Source organism: Staphylococcus sp. GW821-FHT11H10, assembly GCF_058807855.1.
Genome location: NZ_JBXARC010000001.1, coordinates 179,804 through 195,465, shown reverse-complemented (window position 1 = coordinate 195,465; position 15,662 = coordinate 179,804). Strand labels below are relative to the sequence as shown.

Here is a 15,662-nt window from a genome sequence, read left to right as displayed (position 1 = left end):
AACTTTATCGCTATATAGTTAGCGAAATATTCACTTCAATAATTAAAATTGTACATACTATTCTTCAACGAATAATGTTTGAGGTGCATCTTCTTCTTTTTCATCAACATCTCCATCGAAAATACCTAGTTTTTCTCGTAACTTACGATCGATTTCTTCTTTAACTTGAGGATTTTCTTTGAGATATGTTTTTACATTCTCTTTACCTTGACCCATTCGATCACCATTATATGAGTACCATGCACCTGATTTATCTACGATGTCATTTTCAACACCAAGATCAATCACTTCACCTTCTTTAGAGATACCTTGACCATACATAATATCTACTTCAGCGACTCTAAAAGGCGGTGCAACTTTGTTTTTGACAACTTTAATTTTAGTTCTGTTACCAACAATTTCTTGGCCTTGTTTTAACTGCTCAGCACGACGAACTTCTAAACGAACAGAACTATAGAATTTTAATGCACGTCCACCAGGTGTAGTTTCTGGGTTACCAAACATTACACCAACTTTTTCACGAATTTGGTTAATGAAAATAGCTGTTGTATTTGATTTTGAAATTGCACCAGATAATTTACGTAACGCCTGTGACATTAAGCGAGCTTGAAGTCCTACATGCGTATCGCCCATTTCACCTTCAATTTCCGCTTTAGGTGTTAATGCGGCAACAGAGTCAACTACTACAATATCAACCGCACCACTTCGAACGAAAGCTTCAGCAATCTCTAAACCTTGTTCACCATGGTCTGGTTGTGATAGATATAAATTATCAATATCTACACCTAATGCTTCTGCATATACCGGATCAAGCGCGTGTTCAGCGTCGATAAATGCAGCAACGCCACCGTTCTTTTGTACCTCTGCAATAGCATGTAAAGCTACTGTTGTTTTACCAGAACTTTCAGGTCCATAAATCTCTATAATTCTACCTTTAGGATAGCCACCTACACCTAATGCGTTATCTAATGTAACTGAACCACTTGAAACACTTGAAACACGGCGTCCTTTATTATCGCCTAGTTTCATAACGGCACCTTTACCGAATGATTTTTCCATATTTTTTATAACTGTATCTAAAGCTTTTTGACGATCATTATCCAAAGCGAAACCTCCTATTAACGAGTTAATCATCGTATTAATATCTTAATTAATACTATACATTTAATTGAATCTAATTACAAGTATTTTGCGAATATTTGTTCGCTTTTAACGATAAAATACAAGACAAAATCGAACAAACGTACTAAATAAGTGCTCTAGTTTTCAAAAATATTAACTATTTAAACCAATTTATTAAATTTATCATGGCATAATTTTGACTTCTGCTTTTTAAAATATTTCGTTTTAGAGGCATTTTAAATGTCTCATATTTAAACACACTGTCATCATAGTACCCAAGATAAACTTGTTCTTGATTGTGTAATAACGCTATACCCCAATCAGTTTTATATAAATCTTTTACATATTGAGATACATATTTTAATTTATCTAGAATATCATCAAAATCAGAAACAAAGACTGATGAATCAGGTAGTTGTCCTTTCAATAAATGATTTAAATCTTGGTTTTTCAAACGTGTATATAGTGCACCATTTGTCACACCATCATATATACTGAAACTTTTATTTATAATATTCATCAAAGCTTGTTCTATAACGATATCATCCGAACCGTAATAATAGTCACCTATTCTTGCAAGAATCTTCTCTTTAGTAGGTTCAATTAACTTTTTGCATTCATTTTCTGTATTGGCATTAGCAGTTAATCTAATATAAACTTCATGCGTACCAGCTAATGGAGCAATAGTTGGATTTTCTTGACTATCAATTAAATCCATTAACTCTGTTTCAACTTTAGATTCTCCAATTCCAGCGAATCTTAATTGTTCTGAGTGTATAACTCTATCTTCATCCATTAAATAAGGTAATAACTCATTCTTTGCCATTGGTTGCATTTCACTTGGTGGGCCAGGTAACAAAATGACTTTCTTATCTTCATATTCCACCAACATACCAGGTGCCATCCCATAATTGTTTTGTAATACTTTTGCACCTTCAATAACCAAAGCTTGTTGCTTATTATTGGGCGTCATTTCTTGTCCTTGTTCTTTAAAATAATTCTCAATATATTCTAATGCATTCGTATCTGTCACAAGATTTTTACCAAGCACCTTCGCAACAGTATGCTTTGTTAAGTCATCTTTTGTAGGTCCTAATCCCCCAGTAAACACGAGTGTATCAAAACGTTTTAACCCCTCTTTGATAACATACTCTAATCTTTGAGGATTATCGCCAATCACAGTATGTTCGACTACGCTTTTACCAATACTATTAAATAATCTTGATAAATATTGTCCATTCGTATTAGCAATTTGTCCTAATAATAACTCAGATCCAACAGCTATTATTGAAATATTCATGTCCATTTATCCCCCTAACGATAATTCTTGCACAACATCTATCATTATAATGCAAAGTATGACATTTATTCTAAAAATTGAACTAAAAAACCAAGAATAAATAGGAATAGAATTATCTTTCTATCATTATCATTCTTGGTTATATTTCACTAATTTAATGTTTGAAAACATCTCTACCTTTATAAAAGTATTCAATACCAGATAAAATCGTGAATAAAACACCAATATAAAGTAATACTTGTCCAATTTGAATGCCTATCCATGTTGCTAACAAATCACCTAATAAAATCCAAATAATTGCAACCATAGTTACAGCAGTTTTAATTTTACCTAATTGACCAGCAGCACTAACAAACCCTTGTTCAATCTGTAATAGACGTAATCCTGTAACAGCAAATTCACGTGCAATTATAATGATTGCTACTACTGAATTTGTAAGTCCTAATTGAACCATAACAATTAATGCACTGGAAACTAATAATTTGTCAGCTAGGGGATCTAAGAATTTACCCATATTAGTTACAAGTTGCCATTTTCTAGCTAAGTACCCATCTAGGAAATCACTTAAAGAAGCTACAATGAAAATGATAGCAGCAATAAGTTGTTCAATACGGATTTCAAATCCACCTAAAATAGATACATTGCCAAATCCAAAGTTTACTAGAGCAAATAATATGAAAAGCGGAATTAATATTACTCTGAAAACCGTAATTTGATTTGGAATATTCATGTTAAAGCCTCATTTCTAAATTTATCTCTCATTTTATAATAGTAACACAGCTAAGACCCATAAGATAAAAGTTATTATAATAATGCCACCAATAATTATCATTAATTGTAAATATTCTTTACTCTTAGTACGATATGTAGGCGCGTCATCATTATGATATCTATATAAAAGTTCATTCAATTGATGTTGACTATCTGGTATTTCCTCTTGATGCGCTTGAATCAGTTGTTGTGAATCAATATTTACCACACTCGCATAACGTCGAATAAAACCCTCTGCGTAATCAACTTTAGCTAATTTATCAAACTGATTTTGTTCGATTAATTTCAACGTATCACGTTTAATTTGAGTGCGCTCTTCTAATTCTGCTAACGTCATTCCTAGCCTTTCACGTCTACCTTTTAATGTTTCACCAATTGTCTTCACTTTTAAAAGCCTCCACAACCACTATTCAAAAAATCCAAATCCTCCGCCAAACATGTCTTCTCCAAAGTCTAGCGAGTTTTTACTTTTAACTGTTTGTTGTTTCATTTGATCATATTCAATTTCTTGATTTTCATTTTCTCTTAATTCAATAATATAATCAAAATCATCCATGCTATAATTACCCGATTCCACAAATAAATCTGGATGTTCAACCACTTTGATTGATGGTAAGGTCATTACTTCACGCACTAATTCTTGATGCTTAGGGTTTGATTCTCTAGCAGTGACAGCGCCATCAATAATATAAACATGGTTAGAATCATATTCTCCTTTAATAAGAGAGCTTCGTACAGTTTGCTTAATCAATGTAGAACTAATAAATAGCCATCGCTTATGCGCACATACACTTCCTGCTACGATTGATTCCGTTTTTCCGACACGTGGCATACCTCTGATACCAATTAATTTATGACCTTCCTCTTTAAAAAGTTCTGCCAAAAAATCTACCAATAAACCTAAATCTTCACGTTCAAAACGAAAAGTTTTTTTATCATCGGCGTCTTGTTCAATATAACGTCCATGTCTAACAGCCAATCTATCACGTAATTCAGGTACTCTTAATTTAGTAATTTCTATCTCACTAAGCTCATTGATTATATGTTCAAAGCGATTAACTTTCTCAAGACTGTCCGTTTTAATTAATAACCCTCGTCGACCTTGATCAACCCCGTTAATCGTAACGATACTTATACCTAACATACCAAGTAAACTCGAAATATCACCCAGTAAACCTGCTCGGTTAACTGTGATTTCATATTCAAGATACCATTCTTTCTTTTCGGCTACTGTCATCAATATCCGCCCCTTGTTTTAAATGGTAACCTACCATCGGAATATTAAAATTAGTAATCATATTATAGCATTTAGAACTTGGTTCAAAAATCTTTTTTTAATGTGTAAGGGAAATTTACTATAGCTAATAGAATAGTGACGTTAAATGCTATCACATCCTCAATTGTCACAACTTAAATGTACCAAGCGCCGTTTACTTTTTGAACAGTTCCAGTAATACTTTTCGCCAAAGGATTCCATAGATAAGCACACGTATGCGCAATTTCACAAGGATTGATCATTCTTTGCTGAGGTAATTCTTCTAATATAGCTTTCAATTCATCTGAATTAAAAACTTGTGACATATTCCCACTTACAAAACCAGGCGTGATAGCATTAACAGTGACATTAGTCATCGCTAATTCTTGACTTAACGCTTTGACGAAACCGATTTGTGCACTTTTCATTGCCGAGTAAATTGTTTCCATACTCGCACCTGTTTCACCCCAAATGGATGAAATAACAATAATTCGACCAAACTCACTTTGACGTATTAAGTCTATAAAATAACGACAACATCTAATTAACTGCTTAACATGAATGTTATAACTAAGATCAATATCTATATCTGACATATCTTGCAATAAGCCATACAAAGCTGTACCACTACTGTATATCAAACAATCTAAATATTTGATATGAGCAAAGGTAGTTTCCAAATCAATATTTTGCGTCAAATCAGCTTGTATAAATTCGACTGCTTCCCCTTTGTACTTATCTTGTAATGCTTTTAAATCTGATTGAAAATATTGAATAATTACTTCATTACCTTCTTCTAATAAACGCTCTACAATTGCTGTTCCAATAGTGCCTGACCCACCAAGTACTAACGCTCTCATTAAGCTTTAGGCTCCAATCGACTATCAACCATATTATTGATATTTAAAAATTTAGTGGCAGTTTCGTTAATACTATCTAATGTTATATTATCTATAATATCTAACATATCGAATACACTGACGCCCTCAAAGTATAATTTAGAATATTGGTTTGCAATATATTCAGGTGAATTCAAACTTGAAATAAATTCCCCAATAAATTGTTTTTTCAACAATTCAAATGCTTCTTGATCATCAAGATTACCACAATACTTGTTTAGCTCACTTAACAACACTTCTTTTAACTTATCTGGATATTGCGTTGCACTTGTAATAATTGAAAAACAATATGTAGGTTCGAGTACAAATTGATATCCAAAAGTTTCGTCTATCAAATCTTCATTTAATAAAGTCTGATAAAATTCAGTTTCCTCACCAAATATTAATTCGAAAAATAGTGTCATTTCTAAATCATGTTGTACATATTCATGTGGTGACGCTTCAGTTGGTTCATTTTTAAAACCTAACATTAATCTAGGAGATTGTAATTTCATTTCTTCTGAAACAAAAGGTGTTATAACATTTGTTGGTTCATCAACAGTTGCTCGTTCAATGCTAGGCTGGTTCGTCTTATCCCTTTTATTTTCATGAGTTTCAACTATGTCACGTATGTTTTCAGGATTGACATCTCCGACGACAAATAACACCATATTTGATGGATGATAAAATGTTTCATAACATAAATATAAATCATCTTTAGTAATGTTATAAATGCTTTCAACGCTTCCTGCTATATCAACTTTAATAGGGTGCTTTTGATACATAGCACGTAAAGTATTAAACATAATTTTATAACCAGGTTGCTCCTGATACATCTTTATTTCTTCAGCAATAATACCTTTTTCTTTATCTACCGTTTCCTTAGAAAAGAAAGGCGTTTCAACCATTTCTAGTAATCTTAAAATATTCCTTTCAACATTATCTGTTGCACTGAACAGATAGCTAGTGCGATCAAAACTAGTAAATGCGTTTACTTGAGCATTGTCATTGGCAAATGCAGTGAATAAATCTTCAGTATCATCTTTCTCAAATAACTTATGCTCTAAAAAGTGAGCGACACCGTCTGGTACGGTCACAAAATCATTTTGATTATGAGGTTTGAAAGTATTATCAAGAGAGCCAAATTGAGTAGTATACGTTACAAATGTCTTTTGGAATCCATTTTTGGGGATAACAAATAAACGTAAACCATTAGTTAATTCATGTTCAAAAACACGTTCATCAATCAGTTCATAGTATGTTTCCCTCATTAAGAATGATCCCCCTTTGTAAGTACATATATGGTATCTAGTTCTGCTTTATTAGCCATTGATATCACATCATCCTTTGTTACTTTTTGAATGTGATCTATGTAGTTTTCATCTGTTTGCTCATAATCTAAAAGCAATTGATTCTGCATGACCTCGATAATACTTTTCGGTCGATCAGCAATTTCATGTCTATGTGAAATAATAATTTTTTTAGCAAGTTCTAATTTATCCACGTCAAATTCACCACGTTTAAACTTATCAAACTCCTCTAAAATTGTATCTTTAGCAAGTTCATATTTATCTGCTGAAACACCGCTTAATACAAAAAGATAACCGTTTTTACCATCTAATTGAGAGTGTATTGAATATGCTAGACTTTGCTTTTCACGCACTTCATTAAATAATACAGATGATGGATCGCCACCGAACATCGTGTTTAATACAACCAATGCATAATAATCATTTGACCCGAATCGTGTTGGAAAACGATAACCCATATTTAATTTAGCTTGATCGACTTCATCTTCTTCAACTATATATTGTGTTTCAGAACTTGTATCTTTTAAATTAAGTTGATTAGTTTTCGCCATTTTAAATGGATTAATCGTAAATTTAAATTGAATTAATTGTTCAACTTCTTGTTTATTTACGTTACCTACTACATAAACGGAACATAGGTCATTACTAATCATGTTTTGATATGTATCATACAAATTTTCAGGTGTGATTGTACTTATTTTTTCAATCTGACCTGTCGCTAAGTGACGATAAGGTTCATCTTTAAACATATATTTTAATAAATTCAAGAAAGAATATTGTGCTTTATTATCAATTACAGCTTCAATTTTCTTTGATAATAATGATTTTTCTTGATTTACAAACGTTGTGTTAAAGGCATTATTCTCTATAAGTGGATTCATTATCACTTCATATAGTACATTTAGCCCTTTTTCAAATAGAGGTGTTGAATCTTTTAAATAGCGTTCATTAACTATTTCTAACGAGATAGTGATAACGTGTTTATCTTTAAATTTTGAGACAAAACTATGTATGTATGCACCATATAGTTCAGATAGATGTTTACTAAATGCTTTATCCGTGGACCATTTTTTTGTAGCACGTATTAACAACTTGCTTAACAATGATCGCGCTGTAATAGTTTCATATTCTAAAGGTGCCATAAATTTAAAGGTAATCATAGTTGTCTTAAATTTATCTGTAGGTAACACATCAATATGTATTTGATGCTCATTATTGGTTTGTTGTTCTATCATTCATCCACACTCCTTAATATTGTTTCTATATTTTTGTGCGCGTCAGTTTAAATTTAACTAGACTGCTTTTCACATAATTTAATGAGTATAAAATAGGTTTACCCATTTCGTCATAATGTACAACCTTTAATAGCATTAAACCTTCATGTGGATATGCGTTTAGAATATCAGAAATATGTGGTTCATAACTAATGGCTTCAACCTCTGTTTCAGCTGAAGCGACTTTATGTCCCGTATTAGTCTCTATTGCATTTAACATAGAACCATCGCTCACTTGATAATCTGAACATGTTAGATAATCTTCTGCGATTTTATCTAAACAATAAATTACTGGTTGATGATTGGCAGTACGCAATCGTTCAATGATTGTAATAGGTTGTTTATCATTGATACCTAACATTTGTGCATCCAGTATGGAGGCAGGCTGTTGCTCTAAACTTAAATATTCCGTACCTGAGTGGTAGCCAGCTTCTTTGATCATATCGTTGATGCTAAATAATTTATTCAATGGATAGAAGAAAGGGTGCAATGTTTTTACGCTTGGTCCTTCTTCAAAGTTATCTGTCAAAACTTGTTCAGTTATGAGTTCACCAATCGCTTCATAGACATCATCAGTTTTTACATTTAATTCTCTAGCAATCGATAAATTGCTAGGTAGTTTATCACCAGGTTTTAAAGATTGTTCTTTAATCTGCTTAAGAATATATTCTTTCACTTTAAAAGCTGAGTTTAACTCTGTCATCATTTACACCTCTTCATCATCTAAATTTACTAATACTTGTCTAGGTTTACTGCCCTTTTGTGGTCCGATAACTTGGTTACGTTCCAAATCGTCCATTAATCTAGAAGCACGATTATAGCCAATCCTAAATTGTCGTTGCAATAGTGAAGTACTAGCTTTCTGTTGTTCAATTACAAATATATATGCATCTTCATATAAAGCATCTTCACTCTTCATTTCTGATTTATCTACTGGCGCATCTGGTTCCATTTCTTTCACATAATTTGCTTTTTGTTGTTCAACAACATAGTTAACTACATCTTGCACTTCTTGATCACTTAAGAAAGCACCTTGTACACGCGTTTGAGCTGATTCACCATTTCCTACATATAGCATATCACCTTTACCAAGTAATTTCTCAGCTCCACCAGAGCCTATAATTGTTCTAGAGTCAGTTTGAGAACTTACTGCGAACGCAATACGTGATGGTATATTATTTTTGATTATACCAGTGATTACATCTACAGATGGTCTTTGAGTAGCAACAATTAAATGAATACCTGCTGCTCTAGCCATTTGAGTGATACGTTGAATTGCGTTCTCTACTTCTTTTCCTGCAACCATCATTAAATCAGCTAACTCATCTACAATGACTACTATATAAGGTAATTCTGCTTGTTTTTCATCAAGTTCTTCATTCTGACGGCGTATAAATTTATTATACCCTTCAATATTACGTGTAGATGAATGCTGGAATAAATCATATCGTCGTTCCATTTCAGCAACTACCTTCTCTAATGCTTGAGAAGCTTTGTGTGGATTTGTAACTACCGGTATTAATAAATGTGGCACCCCATTATAAACATTTAATTCCACCATTTTAGGATCAATTAACATAAGTTTAACTTCATGAGGTTTTGCATTTAAAAGAATACTAGTAATAATGCCATTGATACATACTGATTTACCACTACCAGTTGATCCTGCAACTAATAGGTGGGGCATTTCATTTAATTGAATTGTCATTGGTTCACCAGAAATATCTCTACCAAGTCCAACTTCCAGCTTATTACTCGCTGGGAATTTAGATTCAAGAACTTCTTTAAGCGTAACTAAAGAAATCTTATCATTTGGTACCTCTATACCAACAGCTGAGCGACCTGGAATTGGTGCTTCAATTCGTACATCTTTTGCTGCCAAAGCGAGTGCAATATCATTATGCAAATTAACAATTTTACTAACCTTAACCCCTTGGGCTGGTTGGATTTCATATTGTGTAACAGCTGGACCAATTTTAATTTGCTTAACTTTTGCATTTACACCAAAATTTTTCATTGTTGATTCGAGTATCTGGCCTTTACGTTGAACTTCAGACTTAGATGTAGATTGCTGCTTAGCTGGCTGATTAAGTAATGATAATGGAGGAATGTGATATGCCACATTTGACTCTTCACCAGCTTCGGAAATTGTTCCATTCATTTGATGATTATCATTTGAATTCGACTCTGGTAAATTTTCATCCTCTAGATTTGTTCCATCGTTACTACTATTCTCTTTATCAATATCTTCACTATTTAAACCAAAACGTCTTTTCTTACGTTTATTAGTAGTTGTTTGTTTACTTTCTTGCGATTCACTAGGTCCATATATAGGAATATCTTCTGGTTCAGTACTAACTTCAGGGAAGTCACTAACATCTTTGATTTGTTCTGACTCAAGTTGTTCTTGTTCTAATTGATGTTGTCTTAGGCGTTCACGCTCTTCTTCTTTTTCACGTTGACGTTCTTCTTTTTTAAGTCTGTTTTGCTCTCTTTTTACTTTGAAATTAGATGATGCACTTTGACTTGAGTTTCTCATTTTATCAATTGATGCTTTAACAACATCTCTATGTCTAAGTTTAAGCAATAAAATAATACTAGAACTTAATAAAATTAATGTAAGGATTATGACACCGGCAATTGAAATGAGTGGAATAAATATTTTAAGTAAATAAAATCCTATTAATCCCCCACCAAAATTCGGAAAATGACTATGTTCATAAGCCTTATACACATAGGATAAAACAGGTTCTCTTTCAGATGCTGCACCTTTTTGAAAATGATAAATAATTTGTGTTGTAATCAATAAGACAAATTGTAATGATATTAACCCAAAAGTCCGTCTTGTTTTAGGAAATTTCTTCTGCATTGCAATATAGACTGTAATCAAACTTAGTAATATGTATGTTAAATAGCGACTCATTCCAAACAAATAATTGAAAAAGCTATCAATCATTCGACCAACAATTCCTAATTGGAACATTCCCAAAACCGACAAAATGACTATAATGATTGCAACGATATAGCGAATTGAGCTATCTTTTTTCTGTTGCTTTTTCTTAGTCGATTTACGAGCTATTGCACCCTTTTTACGAGTTGTTGTTTTTTTCTTAGTTTGTGGCAAAATAGTACACCTTCTTTATTTCTCACTTAATATTTCTTCAAATACAAATATTTATAGTATTCCGATATGTATTAATAGTATTTTTAAAAGTATGAAAGAGGTTGGAACAATACCAACCACATTTAGACTTATCGTCATAAACTAAAGTGAATAATTTAAGTAATGAGTTTACATAACCTTTTAAATTATTACACAACTGTGATGTTGTCCCGACCTCTTTTTGATTGTATATATCTTAAATTTCTGAAATAACTGGAATAATCATTGGACGACGTTTTGTACTTTCAAATAGTAATTTACTGATTTGATCTCGCATATTCTGTTTGATGTCAGACCATTCAATACGTTTCTCTTGAAGACCTGCTTCAACAATTTCACGAACCTTATCTTCTGCTTCCTTCATTAGTTCTTCACTTTCACGGACGTATACAAAGCCACGTGATTGAATTTCAGGACCAGCAGCAATTCGTCTATTTTTCGGATCCAATGTAACAACTGCAATAAAAATACCATCTTCTGCAAGTAAATGACGATCTCTCAATACGATATTACCGACATCTCCTACACCAATACCATCGATAAGAATATTGCCAGAATTAACTTTCTCGTTTAATACCATATCTTTACCATCGTAATGAATAACGTCTCCCTTTTCGACTAAGAAAATTTTCTCCGGCGCCACACCAGATTCGTTAGCCAATTTAGCATGCGCAATTTGCATTTTAAATTCACCTTGAACAGGGATAAAGTATTCAGGTTTCATAATATTAATCATCATTTTTAATTCTTCCATGCAACCATGACTAGATGCATGAATCTTTTTATTGTTAGGAATAATATATGCACCTGCGCGCACTAATTCATTTAGTGTATCAGCAATGATAACTTCCATATTAGCTGATGCTGTGATTGCTAAATATACTGAATCGCCTTCTTCAATATTCATTATTTTGTGTTTCTGTTGGGCCATTTGGCTCAATGCTTCGATAGGTTCGCCTTCCATACCAGTGGCAATAATTACGACTTCATTTTTAGGATAATTTCCAACTTCGTTAATAGGGATTAACAAGTCTTTAGGAATGTCAAAATATCCCATTTTACGTGCAATATTAAACGAACTTTCAAGCGAACGACCTAAAAAGGAAACTTTACGATTTAGTTTACTTGCAGTGTTCAAAACTTGTTGAATTCTAATAAAGTTTGAAGCATAGCATGACACAATTAAGCGTCCTTTTACTTTCGCAAAAGCATCGTAAATGTGTGATTCTATAACATTCTCAGGTGTATTATATCCTGGTTTCTCAGCTTCTGTAGAGTCACTGATTAATGCGAAGACACCTTCTTCACCTATTTCAGCCATACGTTTGATATCTGGCGTGTAGTGTCCTTGTAAACTTTGATCAAATTTAAATTCACCTGTATAAACGATTGAACCGTATGAAGTATGAATGCAAATTCCTAAACTATCAGGAATGCTGTGTGTAGTGTTAAAGAAAGTAATATTAACATTTTTAAATCTCATTACTGAATCATGATTTACAGTATAATAACGTACTTTCTTTTTAACATTACGTGACTTCATATTTTCTTTAACAAGTGCTAACGTTAATTTAGAGCCATATACTGGTGCATCAATTTGTTCTAAAATGTAGCTAACTGCACCAATAGCATGTTCATGACCATGGCTTAGAAAGATACCTTTTAGTTTTTCTTTATTTTCAATGACATATTGAATGTCAGGAATTACAATATCTACACCTAACATTTCATCTTCTGGGAACATTAACCCCGCATCTAACATAAACATTTCATCGTCTACTTCAACGATATACATATTTTTTGCGATTTCGCCGACACCACCAAGTGGAATGATGCGAATATCGTCATTCTTTTTTTTCACTAAACTCAAAATGTTACCTCCTATTATAAAATCCCCGTCCATATAAACTCATAATTTATTATAGTTTAATTTATGTTGGATGTACACTATTAAAGTATTTCTTAAGGCATTATAGTAACAATCGAATTTAGTATTAGATATTATATAATTCTTAATTTTAATGATTTCTGTAAACTAATAAAAGACTAGGATGATAATCTCCTAGTCTTAAAATTATTATTTATTTTCATCTAATGCTTTATGAGAAGCATTTACGCGACCTTGTTTGTCAATTTCAGTTATTTTCACTTCAATTGAATCGCCTATACTTAATACATCCTCTACTTTATTAATACGCTCTTTTGAAATTTGAGAGATGTGTAATAAAGCATCTTTACCGGCAAACAATTCAACAAAAGCACCATACTTTTCAATACGTTTAACTTTTGCATTGTAAACTTGGCCTACTTCCGCTTCACGTGTGATATCTTCAATAATTTCACGAGCACGGTTAATCATGTCTTGATCGATTGCACCTATGAAGATTGTACCATCTTGTTCAATATCTAATTTAACCCCAGTTTCATCAATGATTTCATTAATTTTCTTACCACCTGGTCCAATTACGTCTCTAATTTTTTCAGGTTTAATATGCATTATTTCCACTTTAGGAGCATAAGCACTTAATTCTTTACGAGGTTGATCAATTGTTTGTAACATGTGATCCATTATCGCTAATCGACCTTGTCGAGCTTGTTCTAGAGCTTCTTCAATGACTTCACGTGTTAAACCATCAATTTTAATGTCCATTTGTATCGCAGTGATACCTTCTTTTGTACCTGCAACTTTAAAATCCATATCTCCTAAAGCATCTTCCATACCTTGAATATCCGTAAGAATCGTATAACTATCTTCACGTGTGACTAGTCCCATTGCTATACCTGCAACAGGCGCTTTAATTGGCACACCAGCATCCATCAAAGCTAAAGTTGAACCACAAATTGATGCTTGTGAAGATGAACCGTTAGATTCTAATACTTCACTTACAATACGTACAGTGTAAGGGAATTCAGTTGTATCTGGAATAATGTATTTTAGTGCTCTCTCGCCTAATGCACCATGTCCAATCTCACGACGACCAGGTGCTCTAACTGGGCCTGTCTCTCCAACAGAGAAATTAGGGAAGTTGTAATGATGCATGAATCGTTTTTCTTGTTCAGGACCTAGTCCATCAATAAGTTGATAATCACCTAATGCTCCTAATGTTAATACAGATAAAGCTTGAGTTTGTCCACGTGTAAATAAACCTGAGCCATGTGCTCGTGGCAATAAACCAACTTCAGATTCAAGTGGTCTAATTTCATCTGGTTTACGCCCATCAGGTCTAATTTTTTCATCAGCGATAAGACGACGTACTTCTTCTTTAACTAAGTCATTTAAAATTGCATAAACTTCATCAATTAACAATTCATTTTCAGGATCTGCTTCGTCAACAAATTCAGTTGCAATTTCAGCTTTTAACGTATCCAAGTTTTCGTCACGTTGTTGTTTATCAAATGTTAGAACTGTTTCTTTTAAGCCTTTTTCTTCAGTAAGTGTTTTAACTCTTGAAACCAGTGCTTCATCACGTTCTACAGGTACAAATTCTTTTTTAACAGGCTGAATGTGAGCTACCACTTCTTCTTGGAATGCTACTAAACGTTTGATTTCATCATGTCCGAAGAAAATAGCTTCTAACATTTCTTTCTCAGTTATTTCACTTGCACCAGCCTCTACCATGTTTACAGCGTCTTTATGGCCGGCAACTTCTAGGTCTAGACGTGAAACTTCTTTTTCCTCAACGGTAGGGTTAATTACATATTTACCATCAACATAACCTACATTAACACCAGCAATTGGTCCTTGGAAAGGAATATCTGAAACACTTAATGCCATTGAAGAACCTATCATAGCAGCCATTTCAGGCGAACAATCTGGATCAGCGCTTAGTACTGTGTTCATAATTTGAACGTCATGTCGATATCCTTTAGGGAAAAGTGGTCGAATTGGTCTATCAATTAAACGTGCAGTTAATGTTGCTTCGTCTCCTGGACGACCTTCACGTTTTTTAAATCCTCCTGGAATTTTACCAGCAGCATACATTTTTTCTTCATAGTTAACTGTTAATGGGAAAAAGTCACCATCACGAGGTTCTTTAGATGCTACAGCCGTAGATAATACAACCGTATCTCCATAACGTACTAAAACTGCACCATTAGCTTGTTTTGCTAATTGCCCTATCTCAATCGTTAACGATCTTCCAGCCCACTCAGTTTTAAACACTTTCTTTTCTTGAGACATTATGAATCTCCTCTCTGAAATCTATTAACTACATCATATCATTTATTTTTCAAATTTTATATTAGTGATTTATATTAAACGATAAAAAAAGGAAAGTACCAAACTAAATGGTGCTTTCCTCTTAATATATAAAAATTAACGACGAATACCTAATGATTTAATTAATTCACGGTAACGTTGAATATCTTTACCACGTAAGTAGTTTAATAAGTGACGACGACGACCTACCATTTTTAATAATCCACGACGTGAATGGTGGTCTTTTTTGTGTTCACGTAAGTGTTCGTTTAACGCAGCGATTTCTGCTGTTAAAACAGCGATTTGTACTTCTGGTGAACCAGTGTCAGTTTCGTGCACGCGATATTCTTTGATAATTTCATTTTTACGTTCTTGAGTGATTGCCATAATT

Annotated in this window: 13 protein-coding genes; all 13 read right to left on the bottom strand. The window is 33.0% G+C overall.

Going from position 1 to position 15,662, the window contains the following annotated elements; genetic code table 11:
* Positions 1–57 precede the first annotated feature (57 nt).
* The 13 genes from recA to rpsO all read right to left on the bottom strand — a co-directional run bounded on the left by recA (position 58) and on the right by rpsO (position 15,658).
* Positions 58–1,104 (bottom strand): recombinase RecA, encoded by a 1,047-nt coding sequence (gene recA, locus AC1RRU_RS01010; RefSeq protein ID WP_011275914.1) that lies wholly within the window; start codon positions 1,102–1,104, stop codon positions 58–60.
* Between the two features lie 175 nt (positions 1,105–1,279).
* A complete protein-coding gene (locus AC1RRU_RS01005) occupies positions 1,280–2,422 on the bottom strand; it encodes a CinA family nicotinamide mononucleotide deamidase-related protein (RefSeq protein ID WP_011275915.1) in 1,143 nt (380 codons plus the stop codon).
* Positions 2,423–2,576: 154 nt separating this feature from the next.
* Positions 2,577–3,152, bottom strand: coding sequence for a CDP-diacylglycerol--glycerol-3-phosphate 3-phosphatidyltransferase (gene pgsA / locus AC1RRU_RS01000; protein ID WP_011275916.1), 576 nt, complete (start codon positions 3,150–3,152; stop codon positions 2,577–2,579).
* 33 nt (positions 3,153–3,185) lie between these two features.
* Positions 3,186–3,578: a helix-turn-helix domain-containing protein gene (locus tag AC1RRU_RS00995; protein WP_016930680.1), complete on the bottom strand. Its 393-nt coding sequence runs from the start codon at positions 3,576–3,578 to the stop codon at positions 3,186–3,188.
* A gap of 21 nt (positions 3,579–3,599) precedes the next feature.
* Positions 3,600–4,430 carry a YmfK family protein gene (locus AC1RRU_RS00990; protein ID WP_016930681.1) on the bottom strand — a complete coding sequence of 277 codons (831 nt, stop codon included), beginning with the start codon at positions 4,428–4,430 and terminating at the stop codon, positions 3,600–3,602.
* A 173-nt stretch (positions 4,431–4,603) separates the two neighbouring features.
* Positions 4,604–5,308, bottom strand: a complete 705-nt coding sequence (gene ymfI / locus AC1RRU_RS00985; protein ID WP_011275919.1) for an elongation factor P 5-aminopentanone reductase — start codon at positions 5,306–5,308, stop codon at positions 4,604–4,606.
* The gene (yfmH, locus tag AC1RRU_RS00980; protein WP_016930682.1) at positions 5,308–6,597 is read right to left on the bottom strand and encodes an EF-P 5-aminopentanol modification-associated protein YfmH; all 1,290 of its coding nucleotides are present in this window, start codon (positions 6,595–6,597) and stop codon (positions 5,308–5,310) included. Before yfmH ends, ymfI begins: the two co-directional genes overlap by 1 nt.
* Positions 6,597–7,871: an EF-P 5-aminopentanol modification-associated protein YfmF gene (gene yfmF / locus AC1RRU_RS00975; RefSeq protein WP_011275921.1), complete on the bottom strand. Its 1,275-nt coding sequence runs from the start codon at positions 7,869–7,871 to the stop codon at positions 6,597–6,599. Before yfmF ends, yfmH begins: the two co-directional genes overlap by 1 nt.
* A gap of 25 nt (positions 7,872–7,896) precedes the next feature.
* Entirely contained in the window at positions 7,897–8,613 is a 717-nt protein-coding gene (locus AC1RRU_RS00970) for a GntR family transcriptional regulator (protein ID WP_011275922.1), read from the bottom strand.
* Between the two features lie 3 nt (positions 8,614–8,616).
* A complete protein-coding gene (locus tag AC1RRU_RS00965) occupies positions 8,617–11,034 on the bottom strand; it encodes a DNA translocase FtsK (RefSeq protein WP_011275923.1) in 2,418 nt (805 codons plus the stop codon).
* Positions 11,035–11,269: 235 nt separating this feature from the next.
* Complete coding sequence (rnjB, locus tag AC1RRU_RS00960; RefSeq protein WP_016930684.1) at positions 11,270–12,943, bottom strand: ribonuclease J2; 1,674 nt, start codon at positions 12,941–12,943, stop codon at positions 11,270–11,272.
* Positions 12,944–13,150: 207 nt separating this feature from the next.
* Positions 13,151–15,253 carry a polyribonucleotide nucleotidyltransferase gene (gene pnp, locus AC1RRU_RS00955; protein WP_016930685.1) on the bottom strand — a complete coding sequence of 701 codons (2,103 nt, stop codon included), beginning with the start codon at positions 15,251–15,253 and terminating at the stop codon, positions 13,151–13,153.
* Positions 15,254–15,388: 135 nt separating this feature from the next.
* The gene (rpsO, locus tag AC1RRU_RS00950) at positions 15,389–15,658 is read right to left on the bottom strand and encodes a 30S ribosomal protein S15 (RefSeq protein WP_011275926.1); all 270 of its coding nucleotides are present in this window, start codon (positions 15,656–15,658) and stop codon (positions 15,389–15,391) included.
* Positions 15,659–15,662 lie beyond the last annotated feature (4 nt).